Below are 20259 nucleotides of genomic sequence, written 5' to 3'. Positions count from 1 at the left end.
CGCCGGTGCGCTCAGCCGACCGTCGATTTCAGGAACGCCAGCGCCGCGATGGTCAGCGCGTCGCCATCCTCACCGAAATCGCGGTTGATCGACATGTGCGTATAAGCACTGCCGTCGAACAGCGTCACCCCAGTGCCGCTGGCGCGCAGGAGCTCGGCAAAGGCCGTGGACTGTTCGCCGCGACCCTCGGCGCGAGAATAGGCAATGAAGGTTGGCGGATGCTTGCGGCCGTCCACATAGCTCGCCGGCGAAAGTGCCGCCCATTGCGAAGGATCGGAAAAGGCCCGCGCATAGGCCCGAACCATGCCCCCATTCCTGGAAAGTGCGGCGAGATCATAGGCCCGGGTATCATCGAGAAGCAGGCCGGCGACGCCGGGCAGTCCGCCGCGCATGCCGGTCAGGGCAATCAGGTGGCAGCCGGCCGAATGGCCCATGCCGACGATACGGCTGGGATCGCCGCCATGTTGGGCGATATTGGCCCTGATATAGGCATAGGCCTTCTCGACATCGCCCGCCTGGGTGGCGACATCAGCCTGTGGCAGCATGCGGTAGTCGACGGAGACGAAGCAGAAGCCGTTGGCAAGCAGGAAGGCCGGTTTGGCGTTGACCTGGCTGCGTCTGCCGAACCGCCACGCGCCGCCATGGACGAAGAAGACAACCGGCAGGTTTCTCGCGCCACCGGGCGCATAGATGTCGAGCTTGGCCGGTCCACAGTCGAAGGTTTCGGGCGATGGCTTGTCTCGCGCCGCCAATGCCCCAGCAGGCAACAAGGTGGACATCGAAGCCAGGAGCAAGGTTCGCCGATCGATAATCATCATCGGCAAAGAATGCATCCCGGCGGGCGGGAATTCCAGTGAAGGATCGGCAAGGCGGCGGCTCTAGTCTAACTGTCGCCGGCTGGCCTGATCCTGACCCTGGCAATCCGGTTCTTGTCGCGTTTCATGACGACGAAGCGCTTGCCGTGGAACGTAAAGGCCTGCTTCTCCTCGGGGATCGATTGCGCCTCGTGGATGACGAGGCCGGCGATGGTGGTCGCCTCCTCGTCCGGCAGGTTCCAGTCGAGCGCCCGGTTGAGGTCGCGGATCGGCACCGTGCCTTCGACGACGACGGAACCGTCCGCCTCCTGCTTGACGCCCTGGATGTCGACATCATGCTCGTCGGCGATCTCGCCGACGATCTCCTCGATGATGTCCTCCAGCGTCACCAGCCCCTCGACCTCGCCATATTCGTCGACGACGACGGCGAAATGAGCCTTGCGGCGCAGGAACGCGTTGAGCTGTTCCTGCAAGGTCGTGGTGTCGGGCACGAACCAGGGTTTTGACGCGATCTTCATCACGTCGATTTGCGAAAAATCGTTGCCGACCTCGTTCAGTGCACGCAGCAGATCCTTGGCGTGCAGCACGCCGACGATATTGTCGAGCGAGCCTTTCCAGAGCGGCATGCGGGTGTGCGGGCTCTGCAGGATCTCGCGCACCACCGCCTCGGGCGCATTGTCGGCATTGACCGAGCGCATGTTGGTGCGGTGGACCATGACGTCGGACACTTCGAGCTCTTCGAGGTCGAACAGTCCGCCGATACGGTCGCGATCCTCGCGCACAACCTGTCCGTCGCGGCGAAAATCGTCGACCGCGCCGCGCAATTCGTCCTGGCTCGAGCGCTGCGGCTCGATGCGCGACAGCTCATAGCCGAACATGGCAAGCAGGCGTGTGCGCACGGCAACGACCAGCAGGACGAGGATGGCAAGGACGGCGACGACGATCCAGCCATTGTCCATCTCAGCCGGCTTTCCGGCTGGCTGGATGGTTTTCCCCGAGGAACGACAGCACTTCCGAGGCCGGTACGTCCTTGGCGATGAAGGCTTGGCCGATGCCGCGTGTCAGAATGAAGGTCAGCGCGCCGCGCGACACCTTCTTGTCCTGCGTGATGAATGAAAGCAGGGCCTCGGCATCGGGCAAGTCACCCGGGATATCGGCCATCCGCCACGGCAGGCCGACCGCACGCAGATGTGCCTCGACGCGGGCCGCGTCGTCGGGGCTGGCGAGATTGAGCCGCGACGAGAACCGGTGCGCCAGCGCCATACCGATGGCGACCCCCTCGCCATGGACGAGGCGAGCGCCGTCATACTGCGTGGCGGCTTCCAGCGCATGGCCGAATGTGTGCCCGAGATTGAGCAAGGCGCGGTCACCGGCCTCGAACTCGTCGCGGGCAACGACATCGGCCTTGGCGCGGCAGGCCTCGGCAATGGCCTCGACCCGCTCCGGTCCGCCGGCGAACACCTTTTCCCAGTTCGCTTCCAGCCAGGCGAAGAATTGCGGCCGGTCGATCAGCCCGTATTTGGCAAGCTCGGCATAGCCGGCGCGGAATTCGCGGATCGGCAGCGTGTCGAGCACTTCGGTATCGGCCAGCACCAGCCTGGGCTGGAGGAAGACACCGACGAGGTTCTTGCCGCGCGGGCTGTTGATGCCGGTCTTGCCGCCGACCGAGGAATCGACCTGCGCCAGCAGCGAGGTCGGAACCTGCACGAAATTCATGCCCCGCCGCACGATGCCCGCGGCAAAGCCGGTGAGATCGCCGATGACGCCACCGCCAAGCGCGATGACGACGTCGCCGCGCTCCAGCCTTGCCGCCAGGACACCATCGACCACCGCCTCCAGATGGGCAAAGCTCTTGGTCTTCTCGCCAGGCGGCATCGTGATGACGACCGGCTGGATGCCACCCTTCTCAAGCCCGGCCTTCAGCGCATCGAGATGCGCGGCGGCGACGTTCTCGTCGGTCACGACGGCGGCACGTGTGCCCGGCAGCCGGCGCGAAATCTCGGCGCCGGCGCGCGACAGCAGGCCGGCGCCGATCAATATGTCGTAGGCCCTGTCGCCGAGACCGACTTCGACGGTGACTGGCTGATCCGTGCTCATGAATCGACCTCGCCGGTCGCGGCTATCGCATCGATGCCGAAATGCCGGCACAGCGCCTCGACCACCTCGGCAGCGATGACCTCCTTGCGATCGTCGCGGGTCGGCACGGTGATGTCAGCGGTGGCATAGACCGGATAGCGTTCCCCCATCAGCCGCTCAAGTACCGCGCGGGGATCGGCGCTTTTCAAAAGCGGCCGGTTCTGCTTCTTGGAAACGCGGTCCATCAGAAGGTCGAGCTCGGCCTTCAGCCACACCGACACGCCGTGCGCGGCGATGGCCTCGCGCGTCTGCGCGTTCATGAAGGCACCGCCTCCGGTCGACAGAACCTGCGGGCCGTTTTCAAGCACGCGCAGGATGACTCGCTGTTCCAGCGCCCGGAACTCGGTCTCGCCATAGCGCTCGAACAGCTCCGGAACGGTCATCCGCGACACGCTCTCGATCTCCTGGTCGCTGTCGATGAAGGGCAGCGAAAGCATCGTCGACACCTTGCGGCCGATCGCGGTCTTGCCGGCGCCCATCAGCCCGACAAAGACAATGGACCGACCGCCCAGCCGGCCAAGCAGCGCGGCATGGGTCTCGCCTGGAGGATTTGCCTGTAGCGCGTTCATCAGCTGTTTCTTGGGCCCTCTTTGCCGGCGTATCGACATGAAAAGCCGGTTTGCGTCAAGCGTGCCGAGTGCCTTGGGCCGATATGGACAGAGGGACGCTCGCATAAGAAGTTGCTAACAGGGGCCTGCTTCTTCCTTGAATTGGCAGGATTGGCGTCCCATAAGGGCACAGGGTTTGGAAACGCAGAACAAAAAGACGGGCGAGAATTAATGCCGACACTGTTTCGCTTTGTCGTGATAGCAGCGATTCTGGCCGGCATTGCCTATGGTACGATGTTTGCTCTGGTGATGTTCGTCGAGCCGAAAAGAGCGGAAATGAGCGTGCGTATTCCGCCGGAAAAGCTCAATCCCAAGAAAAACTGAACCCCAAAAAACTGACTCGGACCGCCTCAAGGACATGAACAGCGCCGCCCGTATCGAGGCCTTCCTGGAAATGATGAGCGCCGAGCGGGGAGCGGCCGAGAACACGCTTTCCTCCTATCGCCGCGATCTGGAGGATGCTTCCGACGGGATCGATGGCGGACTTGCCCGCGCAGGTGCCGCCAATATCAGGGCCTATCTCGACGACATCGCCGCGCGCGGCTTCGCGCCGGCGTCACAAGCGCGCAAACTGTCGGCGATCCGCCAATTCTTCAAGTTCCTCTATGCCGAAGGCCTGCGCGGCGACGACCCGACCGGGACGCTGGACAGCCCGAAAAAGGGCCGCCCGCTCCCCAAGACGATGAGCGAGGCCGAAACCGGTCGGCTGATCGACCGCGCCGCGCACGAAGCCGGCGATGCCGGGCTCGGCCACGCCGACAGGCTGGCGGCGTTGCGCCTGCATGCGCTGGTCGAAGTGCTCTACGCAACGGGTCTGCGCGTTTCCGAACTGGTCGGTCTGCCGGTGACGGTGGCGCAACGCGACGACCGTTTCTTCATGGTGCGCGGCAAGGGCGACAAGGAACGCATGGTGCCGTTGTCGGCCAAGGCGCGCGCGGCGATGCGGAGCTGGCTTGACGCTCGGGCCAAGCTACCTGCCTTCGCCGACAGCCCGTTCCTGTTCCCGGCGACATCCGACAGCGGCTATCTCTCGCGCCAGGTCTTTGCTCGCGATCTAAAAGGCCTGGCGGCGCGCGCCGGCATCGCCTCGGCCAAGATCTCGCCGCACGTGCTGCGCCATGCCTTCGCCAGCCATCTCCTGCAGAACGGCGCCGATCTCAGGGCCGTGCAGCAACTGCTCGGCCATGCCGACATATCGACGACGCAGATTTACACCCATGTGCTGGAGGAGCGGCTGGTGCGGCTGGTCAACGATCATCATCCGCTTGCCGACTAGGCCTCATATCGCTATGTGAGAACGACATTTCACCGCCCGGAGCCTTGGTTTCAACGGTTCCGCAGTCATTGCCTTCCGACGCATCGGTCCGCCCAAGCATGTACAATTACCTCGATTTCGAAAAGCCGGTGCAGGATCTTGAGCTCAAGATCCTCGAGCTCAAGAAGCTTGCCGAGAACGGCGAGGCGGTCGATGTCGCCGATGAGATCACCAGGCTCGAGAAGCGCTCGCGCGATGCGCTGCGCGAACTCTACAAGGCGCTGACGCCGTGGCAGAAGGTGCAGGTGGCGCGCCACTCCGACCGGCCGCACTGCGTCGACTACATCAAAGGCCTGTTCAGCGACTTCACGCCGCTCGCCGGCGACCGCAACTTCGGCGAGGACCAGGCGATCGTCGGCGGTTTTGCCCGTTTCCGCGGCGAACCCATCGCAATTCTCGGCCAGGAAAAGGGCTCGGACACGGCGAGCCGCCTCAAGCACAATTTCGGCTCCGTGCGCCCCGAAGGCTATCGCAAGGCGGTGCGGCTGATGGAGCTTGCCGATCGTTTCAAGATCCCGCTGCTGACGCTGGTCGACACGGCCGGCGCCTATCCCGGCGTCGGCGCCGAGGAGCGCGGCCAAGCCGAAGCCATCGCCCGCTCGACCTCGGCTTGCCTTGGGCTGAAAGTGCCGTCGATCTCGGTGGTCATCGGCGAAGGCGGTTCGGGCGGCGCCATCGCGATCGCCACCGCCAACCGCGTCTACATGCTCGAACACGCTATCTATTCGGTGATTTCGCCTGAAGGCGCCGCCTCCATCCTGTGGCGCGACACGACGCGCTCCAAGGACGCGGCGACCAACATGAAGATCACCGCCCAGGATCTGCTGGAACTAAAGATCATCGACGCCATCATCCCCGAGCCGATGGGCGGTGCCCAGCGCGCGCCCGAAACGGTGATTGCCGCGACCGGCGACCTCATCGCCAAGACGATGAGGGAGTTTGCCGGCGCCAACACCGATTTCCGCGAACAGCGCCGCGAGAAATATCTGGCGATGGGCCGCAGCCTCTGACGCCTCTTGGGCGGCGGAACAACGTTGCCGGGAGCGCTCTGCCCGCAGCAATGTGGCGGCGATGAGCAATTTCGCCACAAAAATGCCGCCCCATTCGGTTCAATGAAATCACCGTGATGGATCGGCCGCGCCTTGCGGTAAGGAATTTTCAAGGTTAACGGGCTTACGTTCCGTCAGTGTTCAGCATGCGGGGTTTGGCCGTTTCGAAGCCATTGGCCCGGGAAAAGACATAGACTTATCCATGTTTGCCAAGCTTGCCCGTACTGGAGTCCTTGCCGCCTCGATAGCCGTCGCGGGCTGCAATGATTCGTCGATGAAGGACTTTGCCCCGGAAGCCAACAAGCCGCTGCCGGACAAGATCCTCGCCGACATGAGGGCCAAGGGCATGGTCCGCACCTCCTCGGTGATGGCGCGCATCTTCAAGGAAGAAGGCAAGCTCGAGATCTGGAAGGCCAAGACCAACGGCCGCTACGACATGGTGGCGAGCTATGACATCTGCAAATGGTCGGGCAAGCTCGGGCCGAAATACACCGAGGGCGACCGCCAGGCGCCGGAAGGTTTTTACACGGTGCGCCCGTCGCAGATGAATCCGCGCTCGAACTACCATTTGTCGTTCAACATCGGCTTTCCCAACGCCTATGATCGTGCCAACGGCCGCACCGGCCAGAATCTGATGGTCCATGGCGCCTGCTCGTCATCGGGCTGCTATTCGATGACCGACGCACAGATCGAGCAGATCTACGCCTTCGGCCGTGACGCCTTCCAGGGCGGCCAGACCGAGTTCCAGATCCAGGCTTTTCCGTTCCGCATGACCGCCGCCAATATGGCGCGCTACCGCAACGACCCGAATTACGAATTCTGGAAGATGCTCAAGGTCGGCTACGACAATTTCGAGGTCACTAAGGTGCCGCCGAAGGTCGATGTCTGCGAGAAGCGCTACGTCTTCAATCAGGTGGCCGCCGACGGGCAGACCTTCAATCCGACCGGCCCCTGCCCGGCGACCACCCAGCCGGATTCGCTGAAGAGCGCCTACAACGCCTATCAAAGCACCTATGACGCGGCCTTCAACAGTGCGCTCAAGGCCAGCGTGCCGCCACCCAAGCCGACGATTGCCGGCATCAAGGAAGCCAGCATCGTCTCCGACTGGTCCAAGCGCCGGGCTCGTGGCGAGCGCGTGCCGATCGATCCGCCGTCGCTCAACACCGACGGTTCGGTGACCGAGACGGCGCGCATGGGCCGCATCGATTCGCCAGCCGGCCGCAAGATGGCCGCGCTCGACGCCGAAAAGGCCGCCAAGCAGAAGGCCGAGGAGCAGAGGCTGGCGGCGATCGAGGCCGCCAAGCAGGCCAAGGCACAGGCACTGGCAGAAAAGCAAGCCGCCAAGGCCCAAGCGCTGGCCGAAAAGGAAGCGGCCAAGACCGCCAAGATTGCGGCCAAGGCCGCCAAGGAAGCTCCTGTCGCCACCGCGACCATCGCCGCCCCCGCCGAGGCGGCACCCGTGGCCGAGACACAGGCCGCGAGTGCCGACGAGAGCCGGGTGACGAAGCTGAAGAACAAGCTGCTCGGCATGTTCGGCGGCTGAGTTGGCCGCCGTCTATGACCTGAAAGGGCTGAACTGCCCCTTGCCCGTGCTGAAGGCGAAAAAGCGCCTAGCCGGGATGCAGCCCGGCAGCAGGCTCTGGCTGGAGACGACCGATCCGCTGGCCGTCATCGACATTCCGGCGTTCTGCGCCGACAGCGGTCACCAATTGATCGAGACGGCGGCGATGTCCGGTGGCCATCGCTTTCTGGTCGAACGCGGCGAACAGCAGTCGTAGAATTTAACGCCCAGCGATCGCCAGCGGATTGTTTTCCAGCGCCGCGCGGTCAGGCGTGTCGACCGACGGCCGGTTGGTGAAGGCGGCGAACAGCCGGCGTACATAGTCTTCCGGCATGTCGAGCGTAATCAGTACCAGACGCGTGCCGCGCTGGCTGTCCGGCCAGGATGGCAATCGCGCCGGCGGATGCAGGATCTTCTGCACGCCATGCACGACCAGCGGCCGCGACGGGTCCTCCTGTAGTTCGATGACGCCCTTCATCCGCAGCAGGTGCTCGCCATGGGTCGAGCGCAGGAGATCGAGGAACATCTCGATGGCTGAAAACGGCACCGGCCCGTCATGCACCAACGAATGGGTTTTTACGCGCTGATCGTGGCGATGGACATGGCCATGCTCGTGCCCCCCGTGGTCATGCCCGTGCCCCTCATGGTCATGATGGTCGTGGTCATTCGCCGCCTCTTCGCCGAGCCAACGCCGCACGTCGGCGGACTTGGTCGCCGGATTGTAGAGGCCGCAGTCGAACAGTGCCGCCACCCCGGTTTTCGTCTCCACGACATCGAGCAGCTGAGCCCCGGGATTGATCTGCCGCAAGCGCGCCCGCAGCGTTTCGAGGTTGCCGCGATCGGTGACCAGGTCGGCCTTGGAGAGCACGATGCGGTCGGCCACCGCGACCTGCTTGACCGCCTCGACATGCGCATCGAGCGTCGCACCACCGTTGACAGCATCGACCAGGGTGATGACGCCGTCGAGCCGAAATGCCTGGACCAGCGCCGGATGGGTCATGATCGACTGCAGCACCGGCGCCGGGTCGGCCAGTCCCGTGGTCTCGACGATGACGCGGGCAAGCCGGGCGATGCGGCCGGTCTGCAGCCGGTCGACAAGGTCGGCCAGCGTGTCGACCAGTTCGCCGCGCACCGTGCAACACAGGCAGCCGTCGGAAAGCTGGATGATGCCGTCGGAAGCCTGCTCGACCAACAGATGGTCGATCGCCACCTCGCCATACTCGTTGATGATGACCGCGGTATCGGCCAGCGCCGGATCCTTCAGGAGCCGGTTGAGCAATGTCGTCTTGCCGGCCCCGAGGAAGCCGGTCAGCACCGAGACGGGAATCGGGAAACCACCCATCGGGTTAATTCGCGACCTTGGCCGGCTGGTCGCCTTGCGCGGCGGCACCCGCGACTTTCGGGCCGGTGCCGGCCGGTACAGGCTTGTCGGGCCGCCAGGTCGGGATCGGCACGTCGGCATATTCCTGCGCGCCCTCCTCGAGGATCGCTTTCGGCGCCGGACCGGTGGCCCCGCCGAGGCCGACGGCAACCAGCGTCGGCACATGGTCAAGCTTCTCCCGATAAGGGGATTTCGGCGCGTCCTTGGCGGCGGCGGCCGGCGGCGCCTCGGACTGCTCCGCCTTCGTCTTCTTCTTGCAAACCTCGTCATGCATGTCGTTGGGCGAGACAAGATCGCCGTAGGGGGCGAGCGTGGTGACGGTGGCCGACCCGGCGGCAGGCGCGCCAAAGCCCTCATCGAGCAGTTTCGCCGCGGCTTCGGCACGGCTGACCGCCGACTTCTCGCCGAGCACGACCGCCACCAGCGTGCGCCCGTTGCGTGTCGCCGAACCGATCATGTTGAAGCCGGACGGGCAGACAAAGCCGGTCTTCATGCCGTCGGCGCCGGGATAGCGGCCAATCAAGAGATTGTAGTTCGGAATGGCCTTCTTGCCGACCGCGAGCCCCTCGATCGAGAACCACGGCGCATATTGCGGGAATTCGCGACGGATCGCCATCACCAGGATCGAGAGGTCGCGCGCCGTCGTGTACTGGTCGGGCGAGTAAAGGCCGTTCGGGTTGACGAAATGGGTGCCGTTCATGCCGAGCCGGGCCGCCTCGGCATTCATCCTTTCGGCGAAGGCTGCCTGCGAACCGCCGACATTCTCGCCGACCGCCATGGCGATGTCGTTGGCCGATTTGACCAGCATCATCTTCAGCGCATTGTCGAGCCGCATCACCGAGCCCGGCTTGAAGCCCATCTTGCTCGGCGGTTCGCCGGCGGAGTGTTTGGTCACCTTGATCGGCGAATCGAGCTGGACTTCCCCGGCCGCGATCGCGCGGAAGGTCACATAGGCGGTCATCAGCTTGCTGAGCGAGGCCGGGTACCAGCGCTTGAACGCATCCTGATGCTGCAGGATCTGGCCGCTCTTGAGGTCGAAGACCACCACCGGATTGGCCAGCGCCGGCCCAGCCAGGGCCGACAGCATGATTGCGCCAGCCGGGAATAGTTTGAGGAAATGCCTGTGCCGCATGATCGAATCCGAAATCGCCTCTTGCCCTGATTGCCCCTGGCTCCGTAAGATTTCGTTACGTGACCGCCAGCATAAGGATCCGACCCTCAAAAACCGGACCGCATTATTGCGGTGCTATTTACCCTATGTGACGCCAACATGGCAAAGCGCCTGACAATCACATTTGCAAGCACTGGGCACAATTGCAAAGCACCGGGCATAATTGCAAAACACCGGGCTGAAGCCGGCTGCACCAACAACGAAATGGAAACATCATGCCAATCCTGAACCGCGCCGCCGAAATGCAGGACGAAGTCGCCGGCTGGCGACAGCATCTGCACCAGACGCCAGAACTGAACTTCGATGTCTTCAAGACGGCGGCCTTCGTCACCGAAAAGCTGAAGGAGTTTGGCTGCGACGATGTGGTGACCGGACTCGGCAAGACAGGCGTCGTCGGCATCATCCGCGGCCGCCAGGGGGAAGGCCCCACAATCGGGTTGCGCGCCGACATGGATGCACTGCCGCTCAGGGAGATCACCGGCAAGCCCTATGCGTCGACCGTTCCGGGCAAGATGCATGCCTGCGGCCATGATGGCCACACCGCGATGCTGCTCGGTGCGGCGAAATATCTCGCCGAGACGCGCAATTTCGCCGGCTCCGTGGCGGTGATCTTCCAGCCGGCGGAAGAAGGTGGCGGCGGCGGCAACGAGATGGTCAAGGACGGCATGATGGAGCGCTTCGATATCGCGAAAGTGTTCGGCATGCACAACATGCCGGGCCTGCCGGTCGGCCAGTTCGCCATCCGTCCGGGCCCGATCATGGCGGCGACGGCCGAATTCACCATCACGGTGAAAGGCAAGGGCGGCCATGCGGCGATGCCGCACGGCACGATCGACCCGATCGTCATCGCCAGCCAGTTGGTCGGCGCCTTGCAGACGATCGCCTCGCGCAGCACCGACCCGGTCGAGGCCGTGGTGGTGTCGGTGACCAAGTTCCACGCGGGCGACGCCTACAACATCATCCCTGAATCGGCCGAGATCGCCGGTACCGTGCGCACGCTGAAGAAGGAAGTGGCCAAGAAATCGGAAGAGCGGATCCGCGCGATCTGCGCGGGGCTGGCCACCGCCTATGGCGCGACGATCGAAGTCGATTACGACGCGAACTACCCGGTGACGTTCAATCATGCGGATGAGACGGTCTTCGCCAGCGATGTCGCCGCCGACGTGGCGGGCGATGCCCAGGTGCACCGCGCGATCCAGCCGGTGATGGGCGGCGAGGATTTCTCCTATATGCTGGAAGCCCGGCCCGGCGCGTTCATCTTCATCGGCAATGGCGAGACCGCCGGTCTCCACAACCCGGCCTATGACTTCAACGACGAAGCCATCCCGCACGGCATGAGCTACTGGGTGAAACTGGCGGAGACGGCGCTGGCCGCCTGATGCCGGTCATGTAAAGGCCGGGACGAATTGCGTTCGGCCAGCCTCTTGGCGAAACGGTCCGAAGCGGCTATGTGTCGGGCCGCGTGGTCCCGTAGCTCAGTAGGATAGAGCGGCAGATTCCTAATCTGTAGGTCACAGGTTCGATTCCTGTCGGGATCACCATGCCAATCCTTGACGAGGCCTACCGAGGCTTGCGCGATTGCATTGCATCCCTGAAAGACAATGCGAGGTAAGAAGGCCGGCTCCAGCTGAATGTTCCACAACCTGAAGCGGCAGAGCCGTCAGGTGCGGAGATGCATGCGGAGAACAAACCGTTCGATGACGAGCAGGTTGATCGCAGCAGTGGGGCGGGCAGCTGTGCCGCAATGTGCGCGAAGCTGGCCGTGGTCACCCGCCATGGCGAACCATGGCGGGATTTTTCATGCTTCAAGTGCGACCAGGCCGGCTCAGCCGACCCGGACGACAAAATGCTTGGTCACCGGCTCGATGATCTTCCAGGTGCCCTTGAAATCGGCTTCCACCACGAAGGCGTCTCCGGGGCCGACTTCGACCGGCGTGCCGCCGTCGGGCGTGATGATGATGCGGCCGGCGGTCATGTGCACGAACTCATAGTCGGTGTAGGTCGCGTGATAGGTGCCAGGCGACGCGCGCCAGGTGCCCGATATCACCTTGCCGTCCGCGGTCGTGTGCTGGACGGCGGTCTGCATGGTCGGTTGGCCCTCGACCACGATCCAGCCGGGCAGATCGCCGGCTTCCGCGTGCTCGACGGGACCGAATTTGAGGATGGTTCTGTTCGTCATGCCGGGCTCCGTTCGCTTGATATGTTCGAGGTCGGATAGCCGATGCACATGACGGGAGCAATGCCATGCCATGCGAAACAGGCGCGGCCGCGCATCCGGACAGGACCCGTCCACTGCCCGCGCCGACCTGGAGTTGCTACGGCTTATGTCGCGCCGAGACCAGCTCCGCCTTGCGCTGCGCCGTCTCCAGCCCGAGACCGATGAAGGCGCGCGCGTGCCTGGCGAGCGCCATGTTGTCGGTCCATAGATTGCGCCAAATGGCGGTCTTCTTCGACAGGTTCTCGTCGACGATCTCCGAGGAGAAAGATTCGAAGCTGAGATCGTCGGCATAGCCGATTGCGGTCAGCGCATCGAATATCGCTGCGAAGTCGATATTGCCGGTGCCGAGGAAGCCGCGATGGCTCTCGCCGATATGGACATAGCCGATCTTGGCCGCCGCGTGGCGGATGGCGAGCCCGACATCGGCCTCCTCGATGTTCATGTGGAAGGTGTCGAGATGCAGGAAGATGTTGTCCGACCCGGTGTCCTCGATGAACGCCAGGCCCTGCGCGGCGGTGTTGAGCAGGTTGCTCTCGAAGCGGTTGACGATTTCGAGGTTGAGCGTGACGCCGGCGGCCTTGGCCGTCTCGGCGACCTTGGCCAGCGTTGCCGCGCTGCGGTTCCATTGATCGCGTGTCGGCGCCTCGACCTCCAGGCCATGGCTGGTCGAAAGAATGCCGGCGACCTTGCGGCCGCCAAGGTCGCGCGTCAGCGCGATGGTGTCGTTGAGGATCTCGACGCCGCGCGCGGCGATCGTCTTGTCGGCGCTCGAAATGTCGCCCTCTCCAGGCAATCCGATGCTGATCGCAACCCCGAGATCAAGACTGGCGATGCGTTTGGCAAGCCTGCCGATATCGACATTGGCGGGGTCGAGATAGGAGAATTCGATCAGGTCGAAACCGGCCTCCTTGGTATTGGCCAGCGTACGTTCGAGCTCGTCCTGCGCCGAGCTTGCCGACCAGACGAAAGAATGGATTCCGATGCGCGACATGATCGTCCCCGGGTATTGAGGTGGAAGAGAGGTGCGGCCGGGATCGCCCCGGCCGCACCAGCCTTGGGAGGCTTAGCGGGCCGCGGTCCAGCCCTTGTAATCCTTCAGGTTCTCGGCAGTGATCAGCTTCGGGTCGAGCAGCACCGTGGCCTCCTGAGGCTTCTTGCCGGCCAGCAGGTCGGCCGCCATGGTCAGCGACTGGCCGGCCATCACGTAAGGATCCTGCGAGGCCGAGGCCTTGATCATCGATTTGCCGGACGCCAGTTCCTTCTCGATATCGGGCGCGCCATCGACCGCTGTGAAGACGAACTCGGAACGGTTGAGCTGCTTGGCGGCGAGTTCGGCGCCAATCGCCGTCGGATCGTTGATGGCGAACACCGCGTCGATCTTGTCGAAACGGGTAAGCAGCGACTGGAACACTTTCAGGCCACCGTCGCGGGAGCCTTCGGCGTTCTGGTCGTCGGACAGGATCTTGATGTCGGGATGCTGGGCAAGCACGTTCTTGCAGCCCTTCACCCGCTCCAGGATCGACGACGACGCCGGTCCGTTGAGGATAACGTAGTCGCCCTTGCCCCCGGTGTGGTCGACCAGATACTGGCAGGCTTCCTCGCCGGCCTTGACGTTGTTGGTCATCACCGTGACGTCGGCGCCCGGCGCCGAAACGTCGAAGGCCGCGACGATGATGCCGGCGGCCTGCGCCTTCTTCACCGCCGGAGCGATCGCCTTTGCATCGACCGCGTTGAGCATGATCACGTCGACGCCGGCGGCGATGAAGGAGTCGACCTGCGAGACCTGCTTGTTGAGGTCATAATCGGCCGATACCGATGTCACCTCGACCTTCGGATTTATCTTCCTTGCCGCATCCTCGATGCCCTTGATGGTGGCGACGAAGAAGGGGTTGCCGAGCAGGCCGACCGAGATGCCGACCTTATTGAGGTCCTTGGCCGATGCCGGCGCGATGACGACGGCCGCGAGGGCGGCGCCGCAGAGCAGTTTGGCGATGGTCTTCATTACGCTTACTTCCTCCTGATGCCCCGCGCCTCTCACGGTGCGTTACACAAGCCGGTCTTTGATGCCGGCGACCAGGTCATTCACGTTCTTGCTCCTGCCTGGAGCCGGTAGCGGTCGAGGGCGACCGCCACGATGATGACCAATCCCTTGATGATGTACTGCCAGATGTCCGAGACGCCGGCCAAGATGAGCCCGTTGGAGAGCACCGCGATGATCAGGCCGCCGATCAGCGTGCCCCAGATCGAGCCGACGCCGCCGACGAAGCTGGTGCCGCCGAGGATGACGGCGGCGATGGCGTCGAGCTCGTAGCTCTGTCCGAGTTGCAAGCCGTTGGCGGCGTATAGCCGGGCCGCCGACATGGCGCCGCCCAGGCCGGCGAGCAAGCCGGAAACGCCATAGACGAAGAGCAGCACCAGCGGCACCTTGATGCCGGTCAGTCTGGCTGCCTCGGCATTGCCGCCGACGGCGTAGATCCAGGTGCCGAGCACGGTGCGTTTCAACACCAGCCAGGACAGCACCACCACCGACAGCGCGATGACGACCAGCCAGGGGATGCCGAGCACCGAACCGTTGCCGATGAAGTCGAACGGCAGGTCGGAGTTGAACACCGTCGTGTCCTGCCCGAGCAGGCGGGCAACGCCGCGCACGGCGGTCAACGAACCCAACGTCACGATGAACGGCGGCAGCCTGATATAGGCGACCAGCAGCCCGTTGATGAGCCCGAAACCGAGACCGACCAGGATGGCCGCCGGCACGCCGAGCAGGCCCCAATCCGGCACCAGCGACACCAGCACCGCCACCATCGCCGAGGCGGCAAGGATGGAGCCGACCGACAGGTCGATGCCGCCGGTCAGGATGACGAAGGTCATGCCGGCGGCAAGCACGATGTTGATCGAGGATTGCTGCGTGACGATGAGCAGGTTGGTGCCGGTGAGAAAGCGCGGATTGATGAACTGGAAGCCGGCGGCCAGCAGCACCAGCACCGGCAGCATGCCAAGCGCCGCAAGCGCGGTGCGCAGCCGCCGGCTCCTGACCGCCGCCTGATCCACGCTCTTCGTCCCGGTCGTCCTGTCTGTCATCGCTGAGACGCTCCCGTCGCGAGTTCCATGATCGCTTCCTGGCGAAGCGGCTCGCCTTCGGACGCCGTAACCTCGCCAGCGACCGCCCCGTCCCGCATCACCAGCACGCGGTCGGCGACGCCGATCACCTCGGGCAATTCGCTGGAGATCATCAGGATGGCGATGCCCTTGTTGGCGAGATTGTCGATCAGCCGGTAGATTTCCGACTTGGCCCCGACATCGACGCCGCGGGTCGGCTCGTCGAGGATGACGACCTTCGGTTCGGTCTCCAGCAGCCGCGCGAGCAGCACCTTCTGCTGGTTGCCGCCCGACAGCGAGCCGGCATTGGCCTGTGCCGAGCCTGTGCGGATGGACAGGTCGGCAATGGCCTTTGCCGCTCTCCTGTCGGCGGCGATGAAATCGCGAAATCCGCCGGCTCGCGCGTCCCTGGCCAGGACGCCCATGCTGATGTTGTCCGAAATCGACATGTCGAGGAACAGGCCGAGTTCCTTGCGGTCCTCGGTCAGATAAGCGATGCCGGCGTCGAGCGCCTCGCGGGGCGAGCCGATGGTCACCGGCTTGCCGTCGAGTTCCATGATGCCGGTGCTGCGCTTGTCGGCGCCGAAGATCAGCCTGGCAAGCTCGGTGCGGCCCGAGCCGACGAGGCCGGCCAACGCCAGCACCTCACCGTGATGGAGGTCGAACGAGCAGTTCTTGAGCAGGCGCCCGTCGGACATGCCGCGCACCGAGAGCGCGACGGCGCGTTTCTCATCCGGCGGGCGATGATCCTTCTTGTAGAAGGCGGAGAGATCGCGGCCGACCATCATCGAGACCAGGCGAGAAGCGTTGAGGTCGGCCCGCTCCAGCGTGCCGACATAGCCGCTGTCGCGCAGCACGCTGACGCGGTCGGCGAGTTGGTAGACCTCTTCCATGCGGTGGCTGATGTAGATGATGGCGATGCCTTGCGCTTTCAGCGTCGCGATCACCTCGAACAGCCGGTCGGTCTCGCGCGAAGTCAGCGATGTGGTCGGCTCGTCCATGACGATGATGCGCGCATTGGTCGATAGCGCCCGGGCGATCTCGACCAGCTGGCGCTCGCCGAGCGATAGGCCGGAGACCAGGGCCCGCGCCGAGAAGGAGACCCCGAGCCGGCCGACGATCTCGGCGGCGCGCCGGTTGCACTGGTCGCGGTCGACGACGCCGAACCGCCGCGGCTCGTTGCCGAGAAAGATGTTCTGCGCCACCGTCAGGTTCGGCGCCAGCGACAGCTCCTGATAGATCACCGCGATGCCGGCGGCGCGCGCCTTGATCGGATCGCCGATCGCGGCGGGCACCCCATCGATCAGGATCTCGCCGCCGGGATCCGGCCGATAGGCGCCGGACAGCACCTTCATCAGCGTCGACTTGCCGGCGCCGTTCTCGCCCATCAGCGCGTGCAGTTCGCCTGCGTGGACGCTGAGCGAGACGCCCTGCAGGGCGCGTATCGCGCCGAAGGTCTTGGAGATGTGGCGCATCTCCAGCAACGGCCGGCGCGTCGCCTGTGTCTGGACTGCCACGCTCATCGGGCACCACCGGCCGTCTTGGCGACGCTATCCAGCCCGGCAACGCGATCGCGCCAGGTGTCGCGATAGCCGGTAAGGCCGCCGAATTGTGTCGCCTGCACCGGCTCCGGCGGCTCGGCGGCGAAGTCGCGCCCCACGCTCTCGAAGGCGAGTGCTGCGGCGCCCGTGGCGCTGCCTTCCAGCGAGGCGCCTTGCAGGAAGGCCTGACCGGGGCGCAACTGCGCCAGCATCCCGGCGAGCAAGCCGCCAGTGTTCAGCCCGCCGTCGACGATCACCACGTTGTTGGAATGGATGAGGTCGAGGCAGAGATCGATCATCAGCGCCACGTAGAGCAGCGCCACCGCCGCGCGTTCACCGGCATCGGGCGTGCGCCCGACCAGCCGTCCAGGGCGATCCGGCATCGGCCCGCCCGGCGCGAAGCTCGGCAGCGCCATGATGGCGGCATCGATCACCTGCTGTATCGAGCCATGCGGGATCGCGCCTTGCCAGCCGCCGCTGATGACGGCGAATTCGCGCCCGCCCATGAAGCGGATGGTCGGTACGGGGCCGCCGTCGACATCGACATTGACCAGCATGTCGCGGTCGCGGTCGAGCGCTTCGAGCCGACAGTCGGGATTGAGCACGACGACCCAGGTGCCGGTCGAGACGACGGTCAGCGGTCCAAGCCCTTGCCGGCGATAGGCGTACAGCGCCGCATTGGAGTCGTGGACGCCATTGTGGATGGCGATCGATCGCCCGGAACGGCCGAAGTGCTGCTCGCCGACGACGGCGCCGGCACGTTCGAAAACCGGCATCTGGCCGCGCCAGCCCTCGGCGTCGACCAGCGAGGAGAAATCACGTTCGCGCGGTGCCCACAAATGCGAATGGCAGCCGAGATAGGAGACCTCCGAGACTGGCCTGCCGCCGAGGCGCCAGCTCCAGTATTGGGGATAGCCGACGATCCATTTCGCCGCCGCGAACGCGTCGGGATCGACCTCCTGCAGCCACAGCATGTGACGGCCATAGTTGAAGCCGAGCGGCAGACGGGGTGCGAACGTCTCGGCGAAATCCGGAATGCGACGGTCGATCCGCGCCGCGATTTCGACCGGTGGCTCCTGCTCGTAGTCGAGGATCGGATGGGTCAGCGCCTTGTCGTCGACAAGGGCGAAAGTGCACCCATGGCCCGACACCATCACCCCTTCCACACCGTGGCTTTCGACCGCTTCGGTGACGGCATCGAACGCCCAGTCATGGAGGGCGGCGCCGTCAAGCACGCTGAACCCGTCTTGTCGCATCCATTTCGGCTGCGTGCGACGCTCATCGAGGATGCGTCCGTCCTGACCGAAGACGAACAGCTTCGAATTGGTCTTGCCGAAGTCGAGCACCGCCACGTTCACGCGAGGGCTCCCGAGGTTGAAGCGATCCGCACCATGACGCCGGCATCCTCCAGCATGCGCGCATCGGCATCGGAGAGCCCGTCATCGGTGACCAGCGTGCCGATGCGCGACAGCGGCAGCGCGACGTTGCGCGCGTGGATCGACAGCTTGCGGCTGTCGGCCAGCACGACGATCTGGTCGGCGCAGAGGCTGAGGTCGACGATGGAGCGCACCAGCAGCGGATGCGATTCCAACAGCCCTTCCTGATTGAGGCCTTGCGTGCCGAGAAAGAATTTCGAGGCATAGAAGGGCGTTGCCTGGGTCAGCGAATGGATAATGCCGGGTTCGCGGTGCAGGTCGCCGCCGGCGACCGTCAGACTGCAATGGCCATGATCGCTGAGATAGGCCGCGAGTGGCATCGAATTGGTGTAGAGCCGGATGTTGCGGTCGGCGAGCTTGACGCCGAGATGAAAGCAGGTCGAACCGCCATGGACGATGACGGCATCGCCATCGCGCACCATGGTCGCGGCGAGAGCCGCGATCTGACGCTTGGCCTCGACGGCGAGGTCACGGTTCTCGTCATAAGGGCGGGCATAGGCGACGCCCGCATGCGAAGCGCCGTCGAGCGCCGAAATGCCGCCATAGACCTTGCGGGCTTCGCCGGCCTCGTCGATCCGGTCGATATCGCGCCGCACCGTCGCCGCCGAAACGCCGAGCCGCTCCTGCAACTCGCGAACGGAGGCGAACGGGCGGTCCCGCAACAATTCGACGATCTGACGCTGGCGGCCGAGGTCGCTCAACCCTTTCCTCCCTGACGCCATTTTCCGAGGCGATTGGTGTAACTTACTCAACATTAGTCGGATTGCAAGCTGGTTTGATGATAGTAGATCACTATTGACGCAGATCGCTCATATCTGCGATATCAACTGCGACAGCGGCCCCGGCGACGGGATTTCGTGCAAACGTTGGAGGAAGGCGCCGTGGCAACCCAAGCTGATGCACAGGAACTTGCCGCCTTGCGCGCACTTTCGGCCAGCATCGGGCTGAACCCGCATATGACGCAGGCGGCGGGCGGCAACACTTCGCTCAAGGCCGGCGACACGCTGTGGATCAAGGCCTCGGGCACCTGGCTAAAGGATGCGCTCAGCGACGACATCATGGTGCCGGTGGCAATGGCACCGCTGCTCGAGGCCGTCGAACAGCGCGATCCGGCCGCCGACAAACCACGGGCCTTCGCCATCGAACACCTCAATCCGCGTGGCCTGCGCCCGTCGATCGAGACCACGGTGCATGCCTTGATGCCGCAACGCGTGGTTCTGCATGTCCACTGCGTCGACACGATTTCGCTTGCCGTGCAAGCCGATGGCGAGGCCGAGGTCGCCAGGCGGCTGGGCGGCATCGAATGGGCATGGGTGCCTTATTTCCGGCCGGGCCTGCCGCTGGCCCGCGGCATTGCCGAAAAATTGCGGCCCGGGGTTGACGTGCTGATCCTTGGCAATCACGGGCTGGTGGTCGCCGCCGAAACCGTCGCCGAGGCGGAGGCCTTGCTGCACCGTATCCGGTCGCTGCTGGCGCGGCCGGCGCGCGCGACCGCCGCACCCGATGTCACCGCCTTGACGGCGCTGGCCGGCGACTACCGATTGCCGGCGGATGTCGAAGCGCATGCGGTCGCGCTCGATGCGGAAAGCCTGGATATGGCCAAGGCCGGCAGCCTCTATCCGGATCATGTCATCTTCCTCGGCCAGGGTTCGGTCGTGGCGAAGGCGGGCGAGGACGTGGCCGGCGTCATCGCGCGGCTCGGCATGGCACCCGTAGCGATCCTGTTTGCCGGCGCCGGCGTGCTGATGCGCGGCGACGCCAGCGCCGGTGCCGACGCCATGCAGCGTTGTCTTGCCGACGTGACTGCGCGCGTCGATGGCAAGGCGCGGCTGAACTATCTCACCCCCGCCGAGAACGACGAACTGGTCAACTGGGACGCCGAGCAGTATCGCCAGAAGCTCAACGCCGCCAGCATGGCCTGACAGGAGA

Annotated in this window: 20 protein-coding genes and 1 tRNA gene; 8 read left to right on the top strand and 13 right to left on the bottom strand. The window is 64.6% G+C overall.

Annotation, left to right across the window (positions count from 1 at the left end; genetic code table 11):
• Nucleotides 1–11: 11 nt before the first annotated feature.
• From FJ970_RS07585 to FJ970_RS07570, 4 genes are all read right to left on the bottom strand, one after another.
• Nucleotides 12–812 carry an alpha/beta hydrolase gene (locus tag FJ970_RS07585; RefSeq protein ID WP_140754992.1) on the bottom strand — a complete coding sequence of 267 codons (801 nt, stop codon included), beginning with the start codon at nucleotides 810–812 and terminating at the stop codon, nucleotides 12–14.
• 71 nt (nucleotides 813–883) lie between these two features.
• Nucleotides 884–1774 (bottom strand): HlyC/CorC family transporter, encoded by an 891-nt coding sequence (locus tag FJ970_RS07580; RefSeq protein ID WP_140754379.1) that lies wholly within the window; start codon nucleotides 1772–1774, stop codon nucleotides 884–886.
• 1 nt (nucleotide 1775) lies between these two features.
• Nucleotides 1776–2912, bottom strand: coding sequence for a 3-dehydroquinate synthase (gene aroB, locus FJ970_RS07575; protein WP_140754381.1), 1137 nt, complete (start codon nucleotides 2910–2912; stop codon nucleotides 1776–1778).
• Nucleotides 2909–3520 (bottom strand): shikimate kinase, encoded by a 612-nt coding sequence (locus tag FJ970_RS07570; RefSeq protein WP_140754383.1) that lies wholly within the window; start codon nucleotides 3518–3520, stop codon nucleotides 2909–2911. The genes aroB and FJ970_RS07570 overlap by 4 nt, the downstream gene beginning before the upstream one ends.
• 210 nt (nucleotides 3521–3730) lie before the next feature.
• Between FJ970_RS07570 and FJ970_RS07565 the strand changes: the two genes are divergently transcribed.
• The 5 genes from FJ970_RS07565 (at nucleotide 3731) to FJ970_RS07545 (ending at nucleotide 7701) form a co-directional block, all read left to right on the top strand.
• A complete protein-coding gene (locus FJ970_RS07565; RefSeq protein ID WP_140754385.1) occupies nucleotides 3731–3883 on the top strand; it encodes a histidine kinase in 153 nt (50 codons plus the stop codon).
• 34 nt (nucleotides 3884–3917) lie between these two features.
• On the top strand, nucleotides 3918–4835 hold the full coding sequence (locus FJ970_RS07560) for a site-specific tyrosine recombinase XerD (protein ID WP_140754387.1): 918 nt from the start codon (nucleotides 3918–3920) through the stop codon (nucleotides 4833–4835).
• Between the two features lie 98 nt (nucleotides 4836–4933).
• Nucleotides 4934–5884 (top strand): acetyl-CoA carboxylase carboxyltransferase subunit alpha, encoded by a 951-nt coding sequence (locus FJ970_RS07555; RefSeq protein ID WP_140754389.1) that lies wholly within the window; start codon nucleotides 4934–4936, stop codon nucleotides 5882–5884.
• Nucleotides 5885–6125: 241 nt separating this feature from the next.
• Complete coding sequence (locus tag FJ970_RS07550) at nucleotides 6126–7466, top strand: L,D-transpeptidase family protein (RefSeq protein WP_140754391.1); 1341 nt, start codon at nucleotides 6126–6128, stop codon at nucleotides 7464–7466.
• 1 nt (nucleotide 7467) lies between these two features.
• Complete coding sequence (locus FJ970_RS07545) at nucleotides 7468–7701, top strand: sulfurtransferase TusA family protein (protein ID WP_140754393.1); 234 nt, start codon at nucleotides 7468–7470, stop codon at nucleotides 7699–7701.
• A 3-nt stretch (nucleotides 7702–7704) separates the two neighbouring features.
• Here FJ970_RS07545 and FJ970_RS07540 read toward each other — a convergent pair whose 3' ends face one another.
• Both FJ970_RS07540 and FJ970_RS07535 read right to left on the bottom strand, forming a co-directional pair.
• Nucleotides 7705–8826, bottom strand: a complete 1122-nt coding sequence (locus tag FJ970_RS07540; RefSeq protein WP_140754395.1) for a CobW family GTP-binding protein — start codon at nucleotides 8824–8826, stop codon at nucleotides 7705–7707.
• A gap of 4 nt (nucleotides 8827–8830) precedes the next feature.
• Complete coding sequence (locus FJ970_RS07535; RefSeq protein WP_140754397.1) at nucleotides 8831–9997, bottom strand: D-alanyl-D-alanine carboxypeptidase family protein; 1167 nt, start codon at nucleotides 9995–9997, stop codon at nucleotides 8831–8833.
• A 254-nt stretch (nucleotides 9998–10251) separates the two neighbouring features.
• On the opposite strand from FJ970_RS07535, the gene FJ970_RS07530 reads away from it, so the two are divergent.
• Together FJ970_RS07530 and FJ970_RS07525 are read left to right on the top strand one after the other, a co-directional pair.
• Complete coding sequence (locus tag FJ970_RS07530) at nucleotides 10252–11415, top strand: M20 aminoacylase family protein (protein ID WP_140754399.1); 1164 nt, start codon at nucleotides 10252–10254, stop codon at nucleotides 11413–11415.
• Between the two features lie 85 nt (nucleotides 11416–11500).
• Nucleotides 11501–11577: transfer RNA gene (locus FJ970_RS07525), tRNA-Arg, on the top strand.
• Nucleotides 11578–11861: 284 nt separating this feature from the next.
• On the opposite strand, the gene FJ970_RS07520 is transcribed toward FJ970_RS07525, so the two are convergent.
• The 7 genes from FJ970_RS07520 to FJ970_RS07490 form a co-directional block, all read right to left on the bottom strand.
• The gene (locus FJ970_RS07520; RefSeq protein ID WP_140754401.1) at nucleotides 11862–12215 is read right to left on the bottom strand and encodes a cupin domain-containing protein; all 354 of its coding nucleotides are present in this window, start codon (nucleotides 12213–12215) and stop codon (nucleotides 11862–11864) included.
• A gap of 136 nt (nucleotides 12216–12351) precedes the next feature.
• Nucleotides 12352–13245, bottom strand: coding sequence for a sugar phosphate isomerase/epimerase family protein (locus FJ970_RS07515; protein WP_140754403.1), 894 nt, complete (start codon nucleotides 13243–13245; stop codon nucleotides 12352–12354).
• A gap of 72 nt (nucleotides 13246–13317) precedes the next feature.
• Nucleotides 13318–14256, bottom strand: a complete 939-nt coding sequence (locus FJ970_RS07510) for an ABC transporter substrate-binding protein (RefSeq protein WP_140754405.1) — start codon at nucleotides 14254–14256, stop codon at nucleotides 13318–13320.
• 80 nt (nucleotides 14257–14336) lie between these two features.
• Nucleotides 14337–15335 (bottom strand): ABC transporter permease subunit, encoded by a 999-nt coding sequence (locus FJ970_RS07505; protein ID WP_140754407.1) that lies wholly within the window; start codon nucleotides 15333–15335, stop codon nucleotides 14337–14339.
• Nucleotides 15332–16876, bottom strand: a complete 1545-nt coding sequence (locus FJ970_RS07500) for a sugar ABC transporter ATP-binding protein (protein WP_140754409.1) — start codon at nucleotides 16874–16876, stop codon at nucleotides 15332–15334. The genes FJ970_RS07505 and FJ970_RS07500 overlap by 4 nt, the downstream gene beginning before the upstream one ends.
• Nucleotides 16873–18252 (bottom strand): FGGY-family carbohydrate kinase, encoded by a 1380-nt coding sequence (locus FJ970_RS07495; protein WP_140754411.1) that lies wholly within the window; start codon nucleotides 18250–18252, stop codon nucleotides 16873–16875. Before FJ970_RS07495 ends, FJ970_RS07500 begins: the two co-directional genes overlap by 4 nt.
• Nucleotides 18249–19031, bottom strand: coding sequence for a DeoR/GlpR family DNA-binding transcription regulator (locus FJ970_RS07490; RefSeq protein WP_140754413.1), 783 nt, complete (start codon nucleotides 19029–19031; stop codon nucleotides 18249–18251). Before FJ970_RS07490 ends, FJ970_RS07495 begins: the two co-directional genes overlap by 4 nt.
• A 180-nt stretch (nucleotides 19032–19211) precedes the next feature.
• Here FJ970_RS07490 and FJ970_RS07485 point away from each other — a divergent pair, with 180 nt between their 5' ends.
• On the top strand, nucleotides 19212–20252 hold the full coding sequence (locus FJ970_RS07485; RefSeq protein WP_140754415.1) for a class II aldolase/adducin family protein: 1041 nt from the start codon (nucleotides 19212–19214) through the stop codon (nucleotides 20250–20252).
• Nucleotides 20253–20259 lie beyond the last annotated feature (7 nt).

The sequence above is a fragment of the Mesorhizobium sp. B2-1-8 genome (assembly GCF_006442545.2).
Lineage (GTDB): Bacteria > Pseudomonadota > Alphaproteobacteria > Rhizobiales > Rhizobiaceae > Mesorhizobium.
Note: the sequence above shows the minus strand (reverse complement) of the source record. Positions and strands in the feature narration are given on the sequence as shown.